Below are 19,855 nucleotides of genomic sequence, written 5' to 3' on the forward strand. Positions count from 1 at the left end.
GTGGTACGAATCCGACCTGAGCGACGAACACCGGTCGACCTCGTCGTCAGTGCTGCCATCGTGGTGATCCTGCTCGTCGCCGGACTGTTGGTGTGGGCCCACAGCGCGGTGCGTCACACCGACAGCGCACAGGCCGCAGCGTCGGTGCCCGACGTCGCCCCGGCCACCGCCGTACCGGCTGCATTCACGCCGCTCTGGCGTGCGCGATCGGCGGTCACCCACACCCCCGCGATCGCGCGGTCGGTGGTGGTGACGGCCGACGGTGGCTCCGTGGTCGGCCGGGATCCCGCCACCGGCCACGAGGTCTGGCACTACCGGCGCGATCTCGGCCTGTGCGCCGTACTCGCGGCCTGGCCGTCGAGCAACAACGAGGTCCTGGCCGCCTACCGGAATTCGCGCGGGTGCGGCGAGGTCACGGCTCTCGACGGTTCATCCGGGCAGCGCCAAGGCGGCCGAAGCTCGGACGCCGACGACCGCATCCACCTGGTCTCGGACTCGGGTTATGTTGTGTCCCAAGGCTCCACGCGACTTGAGACCTGGGGGTCGAATCTCGTCCGCGGTATCGAGTACGGACGTGTCGACGCGCCCGTCAAACCGGATGTGCAGCCCGGCCGGACCGGATGCCGACTCATGTCGGCGACAACGGGAGGCGATCGCGTCGCGGTCATCGAACACTGCGGAGACGAACCCGGGTACCGGCTGACCGTCCTCGGAGCGGTACTGAACAAGGACGAGGAGGTCCAGCAGTACGGGTCGTCGCTGATCACCGACGGCACATCCGGGCCTGCGCCGGTCGCGATCGCCATGAGCAGCTCCGGGATCGCGGTCTACGACGGCGGCGGCAATCGTCCGGCCCCGGCGTCGAACGACGCCCCGGCGGGACCGGTCGCACCGTCGGTGCGGCAGTTCACCACCGACGGCGCGCCCACCGTGGTGAATACGGTCGCCGGCGCCCCCGCTCCACCCGACGACGTCGAGCCTGTCACCAACGGCGGGCTGACCTCCTATTTCACCGGCGGTACCACTGTCGTGCTCGACGCCCAGAACGTGCGTCCGATCTACCAGGTGCCGGGTGCCGTCGGCACCGGCGACGTGATGGCCGGTCAGCTGCTTCTCCCGACTGCGACGGGGATCAGCGTGCGCGACGCGGCCACCGGCCGTGAGGTGCGATCGATCCCGGTCCGGCGTGACGGATACACCCGCGGGCCGATCAGCCTACGAGTACTGGGTTCCACCGTGATCGAACAGTGGGGATCGACGGTCGCAGCATACGGACCGGCGTAGCGTCGGCAACGAAGGCTGCGGCCGACGCCGTCGCGGCGATTTCCTCGAGGACGGAGCGCGATGACGATCCACGGAGTGCTGGCCCAATCGACGGTGGCGGATCTCGCCCGTGCCGAATCCTGGTACACCGCAGTACTCGGCACCGGCCCCACCGACCGTCCGATGGACGGTCTCGTCGAGTGGCAGTTCGGAGAACAGTACGGACTGCAGGTCGAGCTCGAGCCCGAGTGGGCGGGCCGATCGACAGTGGTCCTGGTCGAGTCGGACCTCGACGCGTTCGAACGTCATCTCGACGCGGTGGGCGTCGATCACCCCGAGATCGTCGATGCGACGGCGGTGCGATTCCTGCAGCTCGAGGATCCCGACGGGAATCGGGTCGTCGTCGTCCAATGACGCCAGGCGGCCCGTCCCGTGGCGGTCAGGCGGAGGTACGGACCGGCTCTCCGGCGTCCCAGTACTTCCACAGATTCTCGGCAAGTTCGCGATATGCATTGGCGCCCTTGTTTTTTCGGCCGCGCATCACTGATGTTCCGGACGCCGACGCCTCCGCGAACCGGACCGTGCGGGGAATCGGCGGTTCCAGTACCGGGAGGTCGTAGCGGTCCGAGACGTCGGACAACACGTCACGGCTGTGAGTGGTCCGCGCGTCGTACAGCGTGGCCACCGCCCCGAGCATGGTCAAGCCGGGATTCGTGATCTGCTGCACCTCGGTGACGGTCCGGAGGAGTTGCCCCACGCCGCGATGGGCCAGCATCTCACACTGCAGTGGCACCACCACCTCGTCCGCGGCGGTCAAACCGTTGAGGGTGAGCACCCCCAGCGACGGTGGACAGTCGATGAGGATGACGTCGTAGTCCTCGGTCACCTCGGCGAGCGCCCGTTTGAGTGCGTACTCGCGCCCCGGCCGCATCAGCAGCAGTGCCTCGGCACCGGCCAGATCGATCGTGGCCGGCAACAGGGTCACGTTGTCGTCGGTGTCGAGGAGGACGTCGGCGATCTCCTCCTCGCCGAGCAGCACGTCGTGCACCGAGACCTCGAGTTGGTCGGGATCGTGCCCCAGTGAAAAGGTAAGACAGCCTTGGGGATCGAGGTCGACCACGAGGACGGAGACGTCGAGGTCGGCAAGCGCCGCCCCGAGCGACGCCACCGTCGTCGTCTTGGCCACCCCACCCTTTTGGTTCGCGATGGCGAGCATACGGGTCATGTGCCAACTGTACGGCCCATCAGCGCCGTCGTCGGGGTTAACGCCGGGGCGGGCCGAGGAATCGCGGTCGGCGGCGCGAGAAAACTCAGCGCTTGCGCGCCCGGGAGCCGTTGTCGGACGGGCCGTCGGGCTCGTACTCCCCCACCAGCCAGCGCGTCGACGACGGACTGAAGATCAGAACCAGGACCGCCAGCGCGGCGATGGCCAGCGGAATCCCGAACCACGGCTGATGACTGTCGGTGAGCAGTGCGTAGGCGACCGGTAGCAGCAGGATCTGGGCGACCACCGCGATCGCGCGCCCCCAGCGGCGCCCGGTCAGCAGAGCGATCCCGCCGATCACCACGCCTGCGCCGATGATGCCGAACCACGCTGCCGTTCCGTAGCCGCTGATCGCGGCTTCCCGGTGACCGCCGGCCTCGCGAATCGCCAGGACGACGGCCACGATGACCGCGATCGCACCCTCCATCGCGGTGACCGCCCCGGCCACCCGGATCGTCGTCGGCACCTGCTCGGAATCGGCCTGTTCATCCGGCTCCCGGTGCTGGTCGTCGCCTCCATCGGCGTTGCCGCCCCGCTTCGTGCTCACCCGTCCAGACTATGGGTGAGTACTCGTGCGGCGCCGCTCGCCCCCGGACGAGACGCCGCCCGAGACGGACGCCGCGCCCGCACCGACGACGGGCGGATGTACGTCACACCTGCACACCCAATATCGTGGGGTCTCGTGCGCGTCATGCTCATCGTCAATCCATTCGCGACGGCCACCAGTCCGGCGGGCCGCGATGCGCTCGCGCACACCCTCGGTTCCCGGTTCACCCTCGACGTCGAACACACCACGCACCGCGGACATGCGGGCGAACTGGCGCAACGAGCGGTCGCCGAGGGCGTCGACGTCGTCATCGTGCACGGCGGCGACGGATCGGTGAACGAGGCCGTGAACGGAATCCTGGGGGCCCCGGGCGCCACCGATCCGACCCGCAGGCTGCCGAGCGTCGGAGTGATCCCCGGCGGTAGCGCCAACGTGTTCGCCCGCACCCTGGGCATGCGCTCGGACCCGCTCGCGGCCACCGCGCAGATCATCGAGCTCCTCGAGGCCGGTCGGTGCAGGCGGATCGGCCTGGGTCACACACAGGACCGCTGGTTCCTGTTCAACACGGGCATGGGTATGGACGCCGTCGTCGTCCACGCCATGGAGGACAAGCGCCACGCGGGCAAGGCCGCGACTCCTTCTCGGTATCTGTGGACGACCGTCGCGTCCTTCGTCCGCCATGCCGCCAGCCGCGCGTCGTTCACGGTCGAGATCCCCGACCACGAACCCATCACCGACGTCCGATACGGGTTCGTCAGCAACACCAGCCCGTGGACCTACTTCGGCGACTACGAGATCCGGACCAACCCGACGACCGGATTCGACACCCGCCTCGGGCTGTTCGCGGCGACCTCGACATCGGTGGCGCGGAATCTGCCCCTCGCCGCGCGGTTGCTCACGCACCGCAACCCGAAGGCCCGGCATCTCCATCGCGACGACGACGTGGCGTGGGTGCGGTTCCGGGCCGACGAGCCGATCGACGTCCAGATGGATGGTGACTACATCGGGGCCCATCAGTCCATCGACTTCGGCTATCGCCCGGAGGCCCTCGCGGTGGTCGCACCCGACGACGAGACCATCAACACCACGGCGAGCACGGCGTAGGGGACGGCGGCCAGGGCGAACGATGTCGTCGGCGCGAGCCACTCCGATCCGGCCGCCCACGCACCGAAGGCGGCGATCGCGACCGTCTCCTCTCCCACTCCGACCACCGATGTGATGGTGGCACGGGCACCCGACGGGATCCGGTGCTGCATCATCGCATCGGCCATCACCAGCGACCAGCCGAAGACGCCGAATGCGAACGCCACCAAGATGATTCCGGCGGGATGACCGGAAGCGGCACCGATCGCCAGTGCCACGGCGCCGGCCAGCAGCCAGGGCGCCAGACGACGCGGGCGGAAGTCGGTCACGTCGGTGCGTGATGCCGCATGGCCACCTGCGATGTCCCCGACGGCCACCACCACCATGAGCATCGAGACGCCGGTGGCCGCCGCCGGGCCCGGCCACGTGGCGCCCGACCACATGGCGTCTGCCAGCAGTGGCAGATATTCGTCGAGCGCCGCCACCCAGGTCAGCGCGATCAGCAGGACGACGAGACGACGTAGCATTCGATCGCCGCGCAGGCCGGTGACCGCTTCGCCGACGACGATGCGCCACCCGGCCGCGGTTCCACCGCACTCTGGATCGGCATCGTCGTGCTCGGCCTCGCGCCGTGGCGGCGCATCCTCGGGCAACATCGCCGACGCCGCCGAGCAGACGATGCAGGAGACGACGCCGGCCGCCCCCGCGGCCGAATAACCGCCCCACGCGGTCAGCGGGATCGCTGCGGCGGTCCCGAGCAGGACTCCGGTCGCCCCCATCGCCCGCACCCGACCGGCGACGGCTGCGTACTGCAGGGCCTGCCCACGAGCGGCGAGAGTGTCATAGAGCAGTGCCTGCAGCGAACCCGAGCGCAGCGCGGCACCCGCGGCCCACAGCACGAATCCGGCAGCAAAGGCGCCGAACGACGGCCACCAGGTCCACAGGGCGAAGCCCGCCCCGCTGCACAACGGCCCTGCCACCAGCAGCATTCGTCGCGGTACGCGATCGGCCAGCACGCCGGTCGGGATCTCGAACAGGAAAGAGCATGCCGACCACACGATGAACAGTGAGGAGATCGAGGCCGCCGACAACCCCGCCCCCGGTACCGTGGGGTCCGCGAACATCACCGCATAGAGCGGATAGAGCGGGATGGCGTCCTCGGCCAGAGCGGCAACGTAAGCAGCCGCCCTCAGTCGATGTGATGAAGATCAACATCGTCGTCGTGGCATGGCTCACAGAATACTGCGGTTGACGCCAATGCCACCAGTGATCTGTGACGACGACCTGGGAAATCGGGCGAATTCCACGTGAAGAACGCGTAGACTAGTCCATCGGTGCACAACGAGTGCAAGCACCCCCAGGAAATCGGGGTGGTCACCACAGTGATATTGCACACGTGTTAACGGAACACCATTGACTTCGCCTGGATTCGTGAAAGTATTCACAAGCAACAGTGCGGAAACATTTGGTGGGTCCGCGTGAACTAGCGGTTACAGCCACAACAAACCAGACATGGGAGTTGTCGAGTGGTGCGCAAAACGCACCTGAAGGAGAAGGAATGGACTGGCGTCACAACGCAATCTGTCGCGACGAAGATCCGGAACTGTTCTTCCCAGTGGGAACCAGTGGCCCGGCCATCGCACAGATCGCTGATGCGAAGCTCGTCTGCGCCCGGTGCCCCGTCACGGCCGAATGCCTTTCGTGGGCCCTGGAATCCGGCCAGGATGCAGGCGTCTGGGGAGGCATGAGCGAAGATGAGCGGCGTGCGCTCAAGCGGCGCACCGCACGTACCCGGACGCGCAGCAGCGTCTGAGAGCATGACCCCGAGCCGCGTGAGCGGCCATGAAAGAAACCCGGCCGAGGCCGGGTTTCTTTCGTTGTGTGGACCGTTGCCGTCAACCTGACCTGTTGAGCAAACGTCGTTTCCGTGCCTGTTTTGTCGTAACCCGAACCGGTACCCGACAATTCGGCTAGACGATCCTGCAATCGGTTGTCGCGCACGGCTAACGCAACGGAACGACGATGTTCACCTCGGTACCCCGGACCATCGGGTTCGGGCCCATCGTGAGGGTGCCACCCAATTCGATCGACACCAGGGTCTGCACGATCTGCAATCCGAGTCGGTCGGACGTCGCCACCTCGAATCCCTCAGGGAGTCCGGAACCGTTGTCACGCACCGCGATCCGCAATTCTCGGACATCACGGTCGGCGACCACCTCGATCTCGCTGTCGCCCGTCTGCCCGGTGAACCCGTGCTCGATGGCGTTCTGGATCAACTCGGTCAGCACCATCACCAGCGGCATCGCCAGTTCGGCGGTGAGCACGCCGAGTCGATCGCGGTGGGTGACCCGAACCGTGGCATCCCCGGACGCTACGTCCACCAGGATGGGGACCAGCCGATCGACCACCTCGTCGAGGTCGACCTCCTCGTCGACGCTCCCCGACAGCAGTTCGTGGACGAGGGCGATCGATGCCACCCGGCGGACCGCCTCCGTGAGAGCGCCGCGGGCCTCAGGGTTGGTGGTGCGGCGGGCTTGTAGTCGCAGCAGCGCCGAGACCGACTGCAGATTGTTCTTCACCCGGTGGTGGATCTCCCGGATGGTGGCGTCCTTGCTGATCAGTGCCAGGTCGCGGCGCTTCACCTCGGTGACGTCACGGATCAGCACCACCGCCCCGGTGCTGGCACCGCGCGGGCGCAGGGGAACGGCCCTGAGCAATGCCGTCGCGCGCCGTGCGTCCGCTTCCATCCGCATCCCGACGTCGCGGTACGGTCCGGCGGGCGGTGCGGCGGTGCCGACTGCCTCATCGATCATCACCGCGACGTCCTCGGATTCGAACGGGTCGGTCAGCAACGACGCGGCGACTTCGGACAGCCGGGTCTGGGTGAGCTCGGTCGTCCACCCCATCCGGTGGAACGCGGACAACGCGTTGGGACTTGCGTAGACGACCATGCCCTTCTCGTCCACCCGGACGAAGCCGTCGCCCGCACGCGGTGTGGACAGGCCTCGCGGATTGCCCTCCACGTGCGGAAACGAGCCGTCGGCGACCATCTGGCACAGGTCGTTGGCCGAATCCTGATACGCGAGTTCCAGCGGCGAGGGCAGACGCGGATGGGTCAGATCGATGGCACGGGTCAGCACGGCGATCACACCATCGGCGTCGGTGAATCCGACCGGCACGGCCTCACGCCTGATCGCCACCGCACCCAGCCATTTCGGATCCTCGTCACGCAACACCCGGTCGGCGGAGAACGCACGTTCGAGCTGCCGGTTGACCGTGGGGTCCGCGATACGTCCCACCTCGTCGCTCGGGAAGACGGTCGAGGCCGTGTTGGGCCGGCACTGGGCCACCGTGACGATGTCGCCGTTCTCGGTACGCACCGACATCAGGAAGTCGGCGAACGACAGATCGGCGAGCAGCTGCCATTCGGCGACCAGACGCTGCAGATGCGCGGCCGCGGCATCCGACAACGTGGTGTGCTCGGCGAGAAGGTCGGCAAGGGTGGACATGACGTGATCGGCTCAGCGGGGCTGCGATCGCAGCGGCGTCGGCGATGGAGGGTTCAGTGGCACCGAGGACGGACTACTCGTAGACCGCGATGGTGTCGCCGGCCTGGATGACGTCACCGACCTTGACCTTGATGTCCGCGATCGTGCCGGATTCCTCTGCGAGGACAGGGATCTCCATCTTCATCGATTCGAGCAGGAAAAGCGTGTCGCCGACGTCGACCTGTTGACCTGCGGTCGCCCGCACCTCCAGCACGCTAGCCACGATCTCTGCAACGACGTCTTCAGCCATGCACATAACCTAGCCCACTTCCGATGGCCCCACGACGGGGTCCGGGTACCTCTCGACGGCTTCTCGACGAGCTGCGCACCAGGCCCCTGCGGCGCCCGGAACGATGCGATTGGGACCACGGACCCCGGACATGGGACAATCGAGGACGCACACAGCACGAAGGAGATCCGTCATGGGTAAGCGCGGACGCAAGAAGCGCGCTCGGAAGAAGAACGCTGCCAACCACGGCAAGCGTCCCAACTCCTGAGTCGAGCACGACTCAGCCGAGTACGAGCACAACGTCCGGGCGCCTGCCGACCACTTCACGTCGACACAGCGCCCAGAAAACATCGAGAGCATCCACCCGCTTCGAGAGCACGACTCTCTGGCAGTTGGATGCTCTCGACGTCTCTGGGGGGTCGTCGAGACCGGGTCAGTCGGCCGAGCCGCCGGTCTCCCGAACGATGACGGTCTTGCGGATCTCGATCCGCAACCGGTCACGCAGCCCCTCGGGTGCGTGTTCACCACCGCATTTGCGGTTGATCAAGGTCTTGAGCTGCTGCTCGATGCCGTAATGGGCGAAACACGACGGGCAGCTGTCCAGATGCCCCTGCAGGCGCGATCGCGCGTCCGAATCGCACTCGTTGTCGAGCAGCAACCACACATCGGCGATCACCGCCGAGCAATCGAGCTGCAGAAACTCCGGATCGATGTCATCGGAGCCCATCCGTGACTCCTCGGGACGAGGTGTGCCGCTCATCGCGCCGCCCCGCTCTCCGAGGTCTGGGCGGATCGATTGAATCCACGTTCGCGAGCCACGTCGGCGAGCAGCTCGCGCAGTTGACGGCGTCCGCGATGCAAGCGCGACATGACGGTGCCGATCGGCGTGTCCATGATCTGGGCGATCTCCTTGTACGGCAGACCCTCCACGTCGGCGTAGTACACCGCCATGCGGAAGTCCTCGGGCAATTCCTGCAGCGCCGCCTTGATGTCGTCGTCCGGCAGGGCGTCGAGCGCTTCGATCTCGGCCGACCGCAAGCCGGTCGAGGTGTGCTCGGCAGTGGCGGCGAGCTGCCAGTCGGTGATCTCGTCAGTCGGGTACTGCGCGGGCTGCCGCTGCTTCTTGCGATAGCCGTTGATGTAGGTGTTGGTGAGGATCCGGTACAGCCAGGCCTTCAGGTTGGTGCCCTCGCGAAACGAGGAGAAGGCCGAGAACGCCTTGACGTACGTCTCCTGGACCAGGTCCTCGGCATCGGCCGGATTGCGCGTCATCCGAAGGGCCGCGCCGTACATCTGGTCGAGCAGCGGCAACGCGTCGCGCTCGAAACGCTCGGTGATGGCCTCGGGCGACTCGCCCGGATCGGCGCGGCGCGGAGCCTGTGACCCGGCACCGGCGGACTGCGATGCCGACTCGGACGCTTTCGCCTGGGCCGGCTCTGCCCGGTCGATGTCCTGGGGCGGCTGATCCTGTGAATCGGGTTCGACCACTACGATCCCTTCGGTGACGGCATGCGCGGAGATGATGTCCGCAGCCGGCGTGACCTTGCGGGACGCCGGCGCGATCTTTCCGCTGTCGGTCAAGCTTACCGATGCCTTCGCGGTCGCGAGGCCGCGCGGGTCGACGGCCTCGGAGAACCTGTCGTGAACCGCTGGAGTGGGTGCGAGCAAGCCGGTGGTCATCAGGCTGATCGACCTTCCTTCGGAGTCGGGAGAAGTGCAGTGGTGGCGACGACACGGCTCTCGCCCTCATCGCCAACCCTGTCAACAGACGAACCGCGACAAATGTTCCAGAACGACCGATGCGTTTCGGTCCCGACCAGGAAGGAGGCGATCGAATGGCAGCGACTCCGGCCGTGACGGCGCTCGAACGCGCCGGCATCGACCACGCCGTACACCGATACCCGCACGATCCGCGCAGCGACTCCTACGGCGACGAAGCCGTCGCCGCTCTCGGTGACAGTCTCGGCGTCCACGCGAATCAGATCTTCAAGACGCTGGTCATCGACATCGCCGGCACACTCGCCGTGGCAGTCGTCCCGGTGCCACGGCGTCTGTCGCTCAAAGCGGCCGCCACCGCATTGGCGGAGGCGACCTCGGGTGGGACCAAGGCACGGATGGCCGACGAGAAATCGGTGACCCGCGCGACCGGTTACGTCCTCGGCGGGGTCTCACCGATAGGTCAGCGGACCGTGCTGCCCACCGTGGTGGACCGGACGGCGCTCGACTGGCCGGAGGTCTTCTGCAGCGCCGGGCGACGTGGTCTGGAGGTGTCGCTGGCGCCGGCGGACCTGATCTCCGTCATCGGTGCCGTCGTGGCCGACGTCGCGACCTGACGCCGCGCGGACGCGAGCACATCGTCTCCGATCGCGTGACAGCATGGAGACCATGTGCGGACGTTATGCGGTGACCACCGACCCGGCGAAGCTCGCCGCGGAGATCGACGCGATCAACGAGGTCCCGGTCCCCTTGGACCCGGGCAGCGGCTCAGGTCGCGCCGAGGATTCGTCCACAGCCGAACCGGTCGCCGCGGAGTCTGCCGACAGCGAGCCGACCGATACCGACAGGACCGCTCGGCGGGCGCCCGGCCCGAACTACAACGTAGCCCCGACCAGCACTGTGATGACCGTGGTGAAACGTCACTCCCCCGAGGATCCGGACGACCACCCGGCCCTGCGCATCCGCGCGATGCGCTGGGGTCTGGTGCCGCCCTGGGCGAAGGAGGTCGGCAAGGGTCCGCTCCTGTTCAACGCCCGTGCGGAGAGCGCCGCCGAGAAGAGCTCGTTCCGCACGTCGGTCAAATCCAAGCGATGCCTGGTCCCGATGGACGGCTGGTACGAGTGGAAGAAGGGCCCGGCGGACGCCAAGGGCAAGCCGACGAAGGTGCCGTTCTTCATGTCCCCGCACGACGGCACCCGGTTGTTCATGGCAGGCCTGTGGTCGGTGTGGCGCCCGAAGGGCGCGTCGAAGGACGAGCCTCCGCTGCTGAGCTGTTCGATCCTCACCACCGATGCGGTCGGTCAGCTCCGCGACGTACACGACCGGATGCCGCTGATCATGCCGTTCGCGCAGTGGGATCAGTGGCTCGACCCCGACCACACCGCACCCGAGGACTTCTTCGCGCCACCGACCGAGGAGATCGCGGACGCCATCGAGATCCGTGAGGTCGCACCGCTGGTCAACCGGGTCGCCAACAATGGGCCGGAGCTCCTCGAACCCGTGTGAGGCCGCTCAGTCCGGAACCAGGACGGCCGCGCCGTCGAATCGTCCGGCCTCGAGGTCGCTCAGCGCGTGATCTGCTTCCGACAGCGGATAGGCATGGGTGGTGGAGGTGATGCCGTGTCGCGCCGCCAGTCGCAGGAACTCGTGGCCGTCCTCACGAGTATTGGCGGTCACTGATCGGATCTCTTTCTCGTAGAACAATTCCCGCTCGTAGTTCAAAACCGGGACATCGGACAGGTGGATGCCGGCGATGGCGAGGACTCCACCGCGATCGAGTGCCCGCATCGCGACCGGGACCAGTTCGCCGACGGGCGCGAAGGTGATCGCCGCGTCCAGCGGCTCGGGTGGACCGTCGGCCGCGTCGCCTGCCGACGCCGCACCCAGGGCGAGCGCGAGTTCCCGTGCAGGCGCGGCCCGCGTCATGACATGCACGCGTGCGCCCAGAGCGACGGCGAGCTGGGCACACAGATGAGCGCTCGCACCGAAACCGTAGAGCCCGAGTCTCGGCGGCACCGTGAACGTGGTGTCGTCCGATCCGGCGACCGGCCCGGCCCGCTTCAGCGCCCGATACCCGATGATGCCCGCGCACAACAGGGGTGCCGCGGCGACGCTGTCGATGCCCTCCGGGATCCGGTAGGCGAACCCCGCCGGTACCGTCGTGTACTCCGCGTATCCACCGTCGGCATCCCAACCCGTATACGACGAGGCGGGACATAGGTTCTCGGCGCCGCGTCGACAGTAGGCGCACGTGCCGTCGGTGCTGCGCAGCAACGCCACCCCCACGCGATCGCCGACCGCGAATCCCGTGGTGTCCGCACCGAGTGCGACAACCTCCCCGACCACTTCGTGACCGGGTGTTACCTGCTCCCGATGAACCGGGAGATCGCCTTCGGCGACATGCAGATCGGTGCGGCAGACCCCACACGCGAGTACCCCGACCACGAGCTCGCCCGCAGCCGGGTCGGGTGTCGGCTTCTCCACCAACCGCAACGGGTGTTCGTCGATCGGTCCCGGCCGGGTTACCGCCCACGCGTGCATGTGGTCAGGATAGGACGATCTGGGCCGATGCTCAGCTGTACCGGTAGGCGTCGAGGGGGAAACGTTCCATCTGGCGCAGGGTGCTGAGGGTCGAGTTGGGGCGCAGCAGCGCGGCCTCACCGTGCTGATTGAAGTAGTAGCTGCGTGCCGACGCGCAGTTGCCGTTGTAGAACACCGACGACTGCAGGTTGTCGGTGACCTCCGCGAGGAACCTGTCGTTCGCGTCCGCGGTGACCTCGAAGGTCGTTCGGCCGCGGCGTCGCAACTCACCGAACAGCCGGCGCATGTGCTTCATCTGACCTTCGATGGTCGTGAAGTACGACAGGCCACTATAGGAATAGGGGCTGTTGAGCGACAACAGGTTCGGGAACGCCGGGACGGTGATCCCCTCATAGGCCTGAAAACGGTTGTCCCGCCACCACTTCCCGAGGTCTTTCCCGTCCCGGCCGATGATCTGGAAAGCCGGGAAGTTGACGTCCCACAGATTGAAGCCGGTGGCGAGCACGAGCGTGTCGACGATGACCTTCTCGCCGTCGGCGGTCACGATCCCGTCGGGTTCGACGCGCTCGATCGAACTCGTCTGCAATGAGACGTTGGGCTTGTTGAAGGTGCGGAAGTACGTGTTGGAGAACGTCGGACGCTTGCAGCCGAAATCGTAGGACGGCGTCAGCGACCGCCGGGTCGCGCGATCGCGCACCTGAGCGCGCAGGTGCGCCTTGGCGATCAGCGCCGCGAGGCGATTGCCGGGTTTGGCCTGTTTGAAGTGCAGCACCCCGAACACCATGAGCGCCTCGAGCAGGGAGGTGTTGACCATTCGCGCGATCCGTTGGGTGAACGGCACCCTGGCGAAGATCTTCTGCACACCGGGCGGGATCGCGAAATCGAGCTTGGGCACCACCCAGATGGGCGTCCGCTGGAAGACGGTCAACTCAGCTGCGCTCTCGGCGATCTCGGGGATGAGCTGGACCGCGGTCGCGCCGGTGCCGATGATCGCAGCACGCTCACCGGCGAACTCGTGGCCGTCATCCCACGCGGTGGTGTGGATGATGGTGCCCGCGAAGGAGTCGATCCCGGGAAAGTCCGGCGTATGGGGCTGTGACAGGAACCCGGTCGCGGTGACGAAATAACGGCAGGTACGCACGCCGCTCCCGGTGGTCACCCGCCAGACCTGATCAGCATCATCCCATTCCGCCGTCCGGACGACCATGCCGAACTCCATGTGCCGCTTGAGGTCGTACTTGTCGGCGACGTGCTCGGCATACCGTTTGAGCTCGACACCCGGGGCGAACAGCCGCGACCAGTACGGATTGGGCTCGAACGAATAGCAATAGGTCACCGATGCGATGTCGACCGCGAGGCCCGGGTAGTGGTTGACGTGCCACGTCCCGCCGAGATCGTCCTCTCGTTCGAGAATGGCGATGTCGTCGAGGCCGAGCCGCTTCAGCTCGATTGCGGCACCCATGCCACCGAACCCCGCACCGACGATCACCACGTCATGATCTGGCCGCATGTCCCACTCCCGTGTGACGTCAGAGGGACGTCGTCCCCAGAGTTACTGTTACTCGAGACACACTAACCTCCCATTCGCTCTGTGGCCAGGGTCGCCACCCGCGATCCGCCGGTCACACCCGACCTCACCGCTCGCCGCCCGGCGTGTGAGATTTCCTTTACCAGGGCTGTCACCACGTTTGTCGCCTCGGTAATTGCCTGGTAACGCTCTGTACCCACAATCGTTGTGCATGGACAAGACACTTCTCGAGCACAGCCTCTCGCTCGTCGATCTCCCCGACGACGGGCTCACCGTTCGGTTCTACGACATCCTTTTCGCCCGCTACCCCGAGGTCGAGCCGATGTTCAGTCGGGAGACCCGGCAGCAGGCGGCCATGCTGCGGACCGCGATCGTCTCGGTCGTCGATCACCTCGACGACACGGCGTGGCTGTCGGCCAATCTCGGCGCTCTCGGTCGACGACATGCCGGGATGGGCGTCACCGAGGCGATGTATGGCGCGGTCGCCGAGTGCATGATCGCCGCGATGGCCGAGATCGGGGGCGAACGGTGGACCACTGAGATGACCGAGGGGTGGGGCGAAGCACTCACCGCCGTCGCATCGTTGATGCTCGCCGGCTACCCGGCCGAGAACGAGGCCGCGTCCGGCGCCGCGTGACCGAATCCGGGCGTGCGGGACTCAGACGATCGCCGAGCCGTCCCACGACACATCGAAGAATTGTGTCGCCATCAGTTGCTCACGGGTGTTGCGATCGATGCCGAGTTCCCTGCGGTAGTGCAGCACGTGCTGAAGGGACAGCGCCGAGTACAACAGCGGCAGGCGATCGCCCTTCTGGTCGTACACGCCGGTGGCGCCGCGAGCCGCCACGAGGTCGGTGTGCAGGTGACCCGGATGCTTCAGGACATCGCGGAGCACCGCAGCGGTGATCATCTTCTTGCGGCCGGGCGGAACGACGACGAGACCGGCGGGGTCGAACAGCGCGGTGGCGAACTCCTCGGCGGTCGCGACGGTGCAGCCCGCCGTCGGACGGGGGTTGCATTCGACCATGTGGTGTACACCGTCGCCGGTCATCAGATAGTCGAAGCTGAGCTGCCCGTGCCAGTTGAGCGCTCGTGCCACGGTCTGCGCCGTGGCGAGCGATTCGGGTGACTCGACCGACTCGAACACGATGCCGCCGCGGTTGTCGATCGCGAGCGGGTGTTCGTAACACGAGTGCAGGACCACCTCGCCGTGGTGGACCACACTCCAACTGCAGCGATCGACGCCCTTCAGGTACTCCTGCACCAGCCACGGGTCCTCGGGGGTCGGATGGATCTCGTCGAGGTCGGTCTCACCGGCGAGCGGACCGGAATTGGTGATCACGTCCAGGCCACCACGCCCGAACGCCGCCCGGGCGAACCACGCATCCCACCGCCGGACGGCCGCACGCAGTTCGCGGGCCGACGTGGCCGTGATCGATTCCGCCACGGGCAGTCCCAGGTCCCGGCACAGACCTGCGAACGAGACCTTGTCGTGCACCCTCGCCAAGACGTCGAACGAGGGGAAGAACAGCTCCAGGTCCGGCCTGCCCGCCGCGAGGCGATCACGATGCGCGGCAAGGTAGAACACCTCCTCGAACATCGGCAGGAGCCAGGTGATCTCGAATCTGTCCAGTGTGTCGATGACCGCCGCGAGGAATTCCTCCGTGTGCTGCGTCGGGGCGGGAACCTCGACATGCCGGTGGGCACCGCGCGAGTGACTGCCCGGCGATGCCGAGAAGGTGTCGGCAGCGGTGACCTCGTGGCCGGTGACTCCGAGTTTGTGGATCTCGTCGACGGCGAAGGGCATCCGGGACGTGGTGGCGAGGACACGTTCGACTGACGCGGCGGGACCGTCCATCGACCGACCGTATCCAACCCTGTGTCACGACGCCGGGCGGACGCGAATCCTCGGCCCCGGCGAACGCACTCGTGATGAGGAATAGTGTCCGAGGTGATGATGCTGGGTAGGGGTATGCGCCACGGACACCCGAGATCGCACGGCGACGCACCACGGGACGCCGCGGGTCTACGCGCATTCGTGTCCGTGGTCTTCGCGTTCGCCGTGGTCATGCTCGGGACCACGCTGCCCACTCCCCTCTACGCCATCTACTCCGGCGAACTCGGTTTCGGGGTGACGACCACGACCGTCATCTTCGCGATCTACGCGGCGGGTGTGATCGCCGCGCTGATCGTCTTCGGACGCTGGTCCGACGTGGTGGGTCGCCGGCCACTCCTGGTCGCCGGGGCGCTGTTCTCGGTCGCCAGCGCAATCGTGTTCATAACCGCAGGCCCCGTCTGGCAGCTCATGATCGGACGCGTCCTGTCCGGACTCTCCGCGGGCATCTATGCCGGCGCGGCAACCGCCGCCGTGATCGAGCTGGCACCACCGGGATGGCGGCAGCGCGCGCCCGCGATCGCGACCGCTGCCAACATCGGCGGGCTGGGGCTCGGGCCGCTGATCGCCGGATTCCTCGCCCAGTTCGCGCCCGCGCCGCTGCATCTGCCGTTCGCCATCGACCTCGTGCTCCTCGTGCCGGTCCTGGTCGGGATCTGGCTGATCACCGAGCCCGTCGAGGTCAAACCGGGAGCGCGGCTCTCGGTGCAACGGCTGTCGGTGCCGCCAGAGGTGCGCGGGGTGTTTCTCCGCGCGTCGATCGCGGCAATCGCGGGATTCGCCGTGATGGGCACCTTCACCGGTGTGACGCCGTCGTTCATCTCGCACATCCTCGGCATCGACAGCCATGCGGTCGCCGGCGCCGTCGTCGCGGTGCTCTTCTTGTCGTCGGCGGTCACCCAGATCGCCGGACGCGGCTATCCCACCGAGCGTGCACTGGTCGCGGGGCTGCGCGATCCTGGTGGCCGGCACCCTGGTCCTGATCGTCGGCCTGCTCGCGTCATCGCTCGCCGCACTGATCACCGGGGCCGTCGTCTGCGGTGTCGGACAGGGACTCTCGTTCAGCAAAGGCCTCGCTGCCGTGGTCGCGGCCAGCCCGGCCGACCGGCGCGCAGAGGTCACCTCGACGTACTTCGTGGTCGCCTACGTCGCCATCTCGATTCCTATCGTCGGCGAGGGAATCGCAGCCTCACACTGGGGATTGCGGACATCTGGCGTGGTGTTCAACGTCGCGGTCGCCGTGCTGGCGCTGCTGGCGCTCGTTCTGACCGTGGCCGCGGTCGCCCGGTCCCGGCGCACCGACGACGGCCCCGCGACCTAGCCGACATCACAGGTCGCCGGAGCCGACTCCTGCGTCGCTCAGCGCCGCGACGAGACGCGCGAAACGGGCGTTGCCTGCGAGATCCTCCACGAGCACCGGATCGCCGTGATCGTCGGCGAGCGGAATACACCAGTTCGGATACTGCGCCGACCCGGTGCCGGGCTGGTTCTGGATGCGCCGCTCCCCCACCGCGTCGACGAGTGCGACACCCAGGAGTGCCGACGGAGTGGCCGCGATGAGGCGGTAGAGCGCCTCGACCGTTCGCTGGTCCGTGAGCGGAATCCCGTCCGGCAGCAGCCCACGATCGCGCGCCATCGCCAGCACGGCGTCGCGCTCACGCTCGTCGCGCGCCCGTTCGGCTTCCTCGCCGGTCTCCAACAGACCCAGCCGGGAACGCAATTCGATGTGATCCCCGGCGAGATAGCCGACGGTCGGCGGTAGATCGTGCGTGGTCACGGACGTCAGGCAGAGCTGTCGATACTCTTCCGGAGGGATGGCACCGTCGGGGCCGTGTTCGAACCAGAGGATAGATGTACCGAGAATTCCTCTCTGCGCCAGCGCATCCTGGACATGGCGCTCGAAGACTCCGAGATCTTCGCCGATCACCACGGCGTCGGCACGCTCGGCCTCCAATGCGAGGATGCCGATGAGGGCATCGTGGTCGTAGTGGACATAGGTGCCGTCGGCCGGTCCCATGCCATCCGGAATCCACCACAGTCGGAACAACCCGAGGATGTGGTCGACGCGCAGCCCTCCGGCATGCCGAAGAACGGTCCGGAGCATGTCCCGATAGGGCGCATAGCCTGCCTCGGCCAACCGCCGGGGATGCCACGGCGGCTGATCCCAGCCCTGGCCCTGCTGATTGAAGCCGTCCGGAGGCGCGCCGACCGTGGCTCCGCTCGCCAGGACGTCGCCGAGCATCCAGACGTCGGCACCGTGCCGGGCCACCCCGACTGCCAGATCGGCGATGATCCCGATGTCCATCCCCGCCGAGCGTGCTGCCTGCTGCGCGCCGGCCAGCTGCTGGTCGCAGATCCACTGGAGCCACGTGTAGAACTCGACCCGGTCCGCCAGGCGACGACGTTGTCGTTTGACAAAGGCCTTGTCCTGCAGTTGATCGGACCATCTCGGATCATCCGGCGCGTATCGCTCGGTCAATGCGCACCAGGTCGCGAACCTGCGTAGCCCCTTGCCCTCCCGTGTGCGGAACGCGCGGTACTCGGCCGCCCGGTCCTCATCCAGCGGTTGTCGATGGATCAGCTCGAGGGCCGCCAACTTGGCGCGGAAGGACTTGTTGCGCTTGATTTTCAGTGGATTCAGGTTGTCATCGAGAAAATCCCGCCGAAGCGCGCGCAGCTTCTTGCGTGCGCTCTTGTCCAGATCCGACAGCTCGGGGATGTCGGTCACGCGGATGTAGAGCGGGTTGACGAATCGACGGGTCACCGGCAGGTAGGGCGACGCCTCGATGGGCGCGTGCGGCTGCGCGGCGTGCAACGGATTGACCTGCACGAAGTCCGCGCCGTAACTGCTCGCCGCCACTTCGCAGATCTGGGCGAGATCGGCGAAGTCACCCACTCCCCACGATCTGGCCGATCTCGTCGAATAGAGCTGGACCGCCAGCCCCCACCGCTTGCGACCGGTCAGCCGTGCCGCGGTGGACAACCGTCGCGGCGTGACTATCAGTGGACGCTCCGCGGTCACCTCCGACACGGGATCGAGCGCGTGCAACATGTGATAGCCGGGCATCAGATCACGTGGGACCTCGAATGTCGCACGGCCGACCAGGATCTCGTCAACCTCACGGGGCTCCACCCAGACATCGATCTGGGGCGGGTGCGCGTCACCACCGTCTTCCGTGGTGATCCACACGTGCACGGGATTCCAGTGCGGGACATGGACGACAAACGTCGATCCGGACCCCTCGGTGGACACCGTCACGGGCGGGAGCATCATGCGCCATGGCTCGTCGTCGAGAGCGGCATGCGCCGTGGCGATCTCGTCGGCCGAACCGGCTGCGATGCCCAGCGAACCGAGTACCGCGACGATCGTCTCCGAGCTCACCTCGTGATCGAGCTCGTCCCAGCCCACGTAGCTCGTTGCCACACCACACCGCCGGGCGAGTCCGGCCAGCTGCCCGCGGGCCACATCGTCGGTCGTCACGCCTGCATCGTCTCAGGATTCGGGCAGCAGCGCGCGTCATCGCCGCTCTGCGGGCGCCCGTCGAAACGCTCCGCTAGTGTGATCGCCATCACCACAATCGGTGGGCGCCGGCGAGCCCCACCGCATCGAAAGGGACACCATGGCCGACACCCTGACCCTCGACCCCGCCACCACCGCTCTCGTTCTCATCGAATTCCAGAACGAGTTCACCAGCGACGGCGGTGTCTTGCACGATGCCGTCTCCGAGGTGATGGACAAGACCGGAATGCTCGCCAACACTGTCGCGCTGGTCGAGAAGGCCCGCGACGCGGGTGTGACGATCATGCATGCCCCGATCACTTTCGCACCGGGCTATGGCGAACTCACGCGACATCCGTACGGGATCCTCAAAGGTGTCGTCGACGGCAATGCGTTCGTCAAGGACTCGTGGGGTGCGACGATCGTCGACGATCTCACCCCGGCCGACGGCGACATCGTCATCGAGGGCAAGCGCGGACTGGACACATTCGCGAGCACCAACCTCGATTTCATCCTGCGCAGCAAAGGCATCACCACGATCATCCTCGGTGGATTCCTCACCAACTGCTGTGTGGAATCGACCATGCGATCGGGGTACGAGAACGGGTATCGCGTGATCACGCTGACCGACTGCACTGCGGCCACATCGGTCGCCGAGCACGACAACGCGATCAGTTTCGATTACCCGATGTTCTCCCAACCGGTGGAGTCGACCGCGGTACTGTCCGCCCTCTGATCGGACT

The 19,855-nt window shown here is 66.9% G+C and carries 20 protein-coding genes and 1 pseudogene; 10 read left to right on the forward strand and 11 right to left on the reverse strand.

Annotated elements, in window-relative coordinates; translation table 11 throughout:
- Both OVA31_RS03370 and OVA31_RS03375 read left to right on the forward strand, forming a co-directional pair.
- Nucleotides 1-1,284 carry a hypothetical protein gene (locus OVA31_RS03370; protein WP_267629703.1) on the forward strand — a complete coding sequence of 428 codons (1,284 nt, stop codon included), beginning with the start codon at nt 1-3 and terminating at the stop codon, nt 1,282-1,284.
- 60 nt (nt 1,285-1,344) lie between these two features.
- On the forward strand, nt 1,345-1,677 hold the full coding sequence (locus tag OVA31_RS03375) for a VOC family protein (RefSeq protein ID WP_267629704.1): 333 nt from the start codon (nt 1,345-1,347) through the stop codon (nt 1,675-1,677).
- A gap of 25 nt (nt 1,678-1,702) precedes the next feature.
- Here the strand turns inward: OVA31_RS03375 and OVA31_RS03380 are convergent, their stop codons facing one another.
- Together OVA31_RS03380 and OVA31_RS03385 are read right to left on the reverse strand one after the other, a co-directional pair.
- The gene (locus OVA31_RS03380) at nt 1,703-2,488 is read right to left on the reverse strand and encodes a ParA family protein (protein WP_267629705.1); all 786 of its coding nucleotides are present in this window, start codon (nt 2,486-2,488) and stop codon (nt 1,703-1,705) included.
- An 85-nt stretch (nt 2,489-2,573) separates the two neighbouring features.
- The gene (locus tag OVA31_RS03385; RefSeq protein WP_267631388.1) at nt 2,574-2,993 is read right to left on the reverse strand and encodes a hypothetical protein; all 420 of its coding nucleotides are present in this window, start codon (nt 2,991-2,993) and stop codon (nt 2,574-2,576) included.
- A 216-nt stretch (nt 2,994-3,209) separates the two neighbouring features.
- Between OVA31_RS03385 and OVA31_RS03390 the strand changes: the two genes are divergently transcribed.
- A complete protein-coding gene (locus tag OVA31_RS03390; protein WP_267629706.1) occupies nt 3,210-4,178 on the forward strand; it encodes a diacylglycerol/lipid kinase family protein in 969 nt (322 codons plus the stop codon).
- Here OVA31_RS03390 and OVA31_RS03395 read toward each other — a convergent pair.
- Nucleotides 4,106-5,281: an MFS transporter gene (locus OVA31_RS03395; RefSeq protein ID WP_267631389.1), complete on the reverse strand. Its 1,176-nt coding sequence runs from the start codon at nt 5,279-5,281 to the stop codon at nt 4,106-4,108. The genes OVA31_RS03390 and OVA31_RS03395 overlap by 73 nt on opposite strands.
- A 434-nt stretch (nt 5,282-5,715) precedes the next feature.
- Between OVA31_RS03395 and OVA31_RS03400 the strand changes: the two genes are divergently transcribed.
- Nucleotides 5,716-5,970 (forward strand): WhiB family transcriptional regulator, encoded by a 255-nt coding sequence (locus OVA31_RS03400; protein WP_161062209.1) that lies wholly within the window; start codon nt 5,716-5,718, stop codon nt 5,968-5,970.
- A gap of 190 nt (nt 5,971-6,160) precedes the next feature.
- Here OVA31_RS03400 and OVA31_RS03405 read toward each other — a convergent pair whose 3' ends face one another.
- Entirely contained in the window at nt 6,161-7,666 is a 1,506-nt protein-coding gene (locus OVA31_RS03405) for a sensor histidine kinase (protein WP_267629707.1), read from the reverse strand.
- A 73-nt stretch (nt 7,667-7,739) separates the two neighbouring features.
- Complete coding sequence (locus tag OVA31_RS03410; protein ID WP_267629708.1) at nt 7,740-7,955, reverse strand: biotin/lipoyl-binding carrier protein; 216 nt, start codon at nt 7,953-7,955, stop codon at nt 7,740-7,742.
- A gap of 172 nt (nt 7,956-8,127) precedes the next feature.
- Here OVA31_RS03410 and OVA31_RS24740 point away from each other — a divergent pair, with 172 nt between their 5' ends.
- The gene (locus OVA31_RS24740; RefSeq protein ID WP_370452957.1) at nt 8,128-8,202 is read left to right on the forward strand and encodes a 50S ribosomal protein bL37; all 75 of its coding nucleotides are present in this window, start codon (nt 8,128-8,130) and stop codon (nt 8,200-8,202) included.
- Nucleotides 8,203-8,367: 165 nt separating this feature from the next.
- Here OVA31_RS24740 and rsrA read toward each other — a convergent pair whose 3' ends face one another.
- Both rsrA and OVA31_RS03420 read right to left on the reverse strand, forming a co-directional pair.
- Complete coding sequence (gene rsrA / locus OVA31_RS03415; RefSeq protein ID WP_223309103.1) at nt 8,368-8,661, reverse strand: mycothiol system anti-sigma-R factor; 294 nt, start codon at nt 8,659-8,661, stop codon at nt 8,368-8,370.
- Between the two features lie 29 nt (nt 8,662-8,690).
- Nucleotides 8,691-9,617, reverse strand: coding sequence for a sigma-70 family RNA polymerase sigma factor (locus OVA31_RS03420; protein ID WP_420714190.1), 927 nt, complete (start codon nt 9,615-9,617; stop codon nt 8,691-8,693).
- Between the two features lie 152 nt (nt 9,618-9,769).
- Here OVA31_RS03420 and OVA31_RS03425 point away from each other — a divergent pair, with 152 nt between their 5' ends.
- Both OVA31_RS03425 and OVA31_RS03430 read left to right on the forward strand, forming a co-directional pair.
- A complete protein-coding gene (locus OVA31_RS03425) occupies nt 9,770-10,267 on the forward strand; it encodes an aminoacyl-tRNA deacylase (RefSeq protein WP_267629709.1) in 498 nt (165 codons plus the stop codon).
- A 52-nt stretch (nt 10,268-10,319) separates the two neighbouring features.
- Entirely contained in the window at nt 10,320-11,156 is an 837-nt protein-coding gene (locus tag OVA31_RS03430; protein WP_267631391.1) for an SOS response-associated peptidase, read from the forward strand.
- Nucleotides 11,157-11,162: 6 nt separating this feature from the next.
- On the opposite strand, the gene OVA31_RS03435 is transcribed toward OVA31_RS03430, so the two are convergent.
- Nucleotides 11,163-12,191, reverse strand: a complete 1,029-nt coding sequence (locus OVA31_RS03435; protein ID WP_267629710.1) for a zinc-binding alcohol dehydrogenase family protein — start codon at nt 12,189-12,191, stop codon at nt 11,163-11,165.
- A gap of 31 nt (nt 12,192-12,222) precedes the next feature.
- Complete coding sequence (locus OVA31_RS03440) at nt 12,223-13,701, reverse strand: flavin-containing monooxygenase (RefSeq protein ID WP_267629711.1); 1,479 nt, start codon at nt 13,699-13,701, stop codon at nt 12,223-12,225.
- 229 nt (nt 13,702-13,930) lie between these two features.
- Here OVA31_RS03440 and OVA31_RS03445 point away from each other — a divergent pair, with 229 nt between their 5' ends.
- Nucleotides 13,931-14,356, forward strand: a complete 426-nt coding sequence (locus OVA31_RS03445; protein ID WP_267629712.1) for a globin domain-containing protein — start codon at nt 13,931-13,933, stop codon at nt 14,354-14,356.
- A gap of 21 nt (nt 14,357-14,377) precedes the next feature.
- Here the strand turns inward: OVA31_RS03445 and OVA31_RS03450 are convergent, their stop codons facing one another.
- The gene (locus OVA31_RS03450) at nt 14,378-15,577 is read right to left on the reverse strand and encodes an ATP-grasp domain-containing protein (protein ID WP_267629713.1); all 1,200 of its coding nucleotides are present in this window, start codon (nt 15,575-15,577) and stop codon (nt 14,378-14,380) included.
- Nucleotides 15,578-15,787: 210 nt separating this feature from the next.
- Between OVA31_RS03450 and OVA31_RS03455 the strand changes: the two are divergent.
- Nucleotides 15,788-16,934: pseudogene (locus OVA31_RS03455) on the forward strand (MFS transporter).
- A 6-nt stretch (nt 16,935-16,940) separates the two neighbouring features.
- Here OVA31_RS03455 and malQ read toward each other — a convergent pair.
- Nucleotides 16,941-19,094, reverse strand: a complete 2,154-nt coding sequence (gene malQ, locus OVA31_RS03460) for a 4-alpha-glucanotransferase (protein ID WP_267629714.1) — start codon at nt 19,092-19,094, stop codon at nt 16,941-16,943.
- Between the two features lie 139 nt (nt 19,095-19,233).
- On the opposite strand from malQ, the gene OVA31_RS03465 reads away from it, so the two are divergent.
- On the forward strand, nt 19,234-19,848 hold the full coding sequence (locus OVA31_RS03465; RefSeq protein WP_267629715.1) for a cysteine hydrolase: 615 nt from the start codon (nt 19,234-19,236) through the stop codon (nt 19,846-19,848).
- The last annotated feature ends 7 nt before the right edge of the window (nt 19,849-19,855 follow it).

Origin of the sequence: Gordonia sp. SL306, from assembly GCF_026625785.1 — a bacterium.
Lineage (GTDB): Bacteria > Actinomycetota > Actinomycetes > Mycobacteriales > Mycobacteriaceae > Gordonia.

Bases quoted from the DNA above. Each gene is read 5' to 3' on its own strand.
- OVA31_RS03375 (WP_267629704.1), top strand. From the start codon at position 1,345: ATGACGATCCACGGAGTGCTGGCCCAATCGACGGTGGCGGATCTCGCC.
- OVA31_RS03380 (WP_267629705.1), bottom strand. From the start codon at position 2,488: ATGACCCGTATGCTCGCCATCGCGAACCAAAAGGGTGGGGTGGCCAAG.
- OVA31_RS03395 (WP_267631389.1), bottom strand. From the start codon at position 5,281: ATGTTCGCGGACCCCACGGTACCGGGGGCGGGGTTGTCGGCGGCCTCG.
- OVA31_RS03400 (WP_161062209.1), top strand. From the start codon at position 5,716: ATGGACTGGCGTCACAACGCAATCTGTCGCGACGAAGATCCGGAACTG.
- OVA31_RS03405 (WP_267629707.1), bottom strand. From the start codon at position 7,666: ATGTCCACCCTTGCCGACCTTCTCGCCGAGCACACCACGTTGTCGGAT.
- OVA31_RS03410 (WP_267629708.1), bottom strand. From the start codon at position 7,955: ATGGCTGAAGACGTCGTTGCAGAGATCGTGGCTAGCGTGCTGGAGGTG.
- rsrA (WP_223309103.1), bottom strand. From the start codon at position 8,661: ATGGGCTCCGATGACATCGATCCGGAGTTTCTGCAGCTCGATTGCTCG.
- OVA31_RS03425 (WP_267629709.1), top strand. From the start codon at position 9,770: ATGGCAGCGACTCCGGCCGTGACGGCGCTCGAACGCGCCGGCATCGAC.
- OVA31_RS03430 (WP_267631391.1), top strand. From the start codon at position 10,320: ATGTGCGGACGTTATGCGGTGACCACCGACCCGGCGAAGCTCGCCGCG.
- OVA31_RS03435 (WP_267629710.1), bottom strand. From the start codon at position 12,191: ATGCACGCGTGGGCGGTAACCCGGCCGGGACCGATCGACGAACACCCG.
- OVA31_RS03440 (WP_267629711.1), bottom strand. From the start codon at position 13,701: ATGCGGCCAGATCATGACGTGGTGATCGTCGGTGCGGGGTTCGGTGGC.
- OVA31_RS03445 (WP_267629712.1), top strand. From the start codon at position 13,931: ATGGACAAGACACTTCTCGAGCACAGCCTCTCGCTCGTCGATCTCCCC.
- OVA31_RS03450 (WP_267629713.1), bottom strand. From the start codon at position 15,577: ATGGACGGTCCCGCCGCGTCAGTCGAACGTGTCCTCGCCACCACGTCC.
- OVA31_RS03465 (WP_267629715.1), top strand. From the start codon at position 19,234: ATGGCCGACACCCTGACCCTCGACCCCGCCACCACCGCTCTCGTTCTC.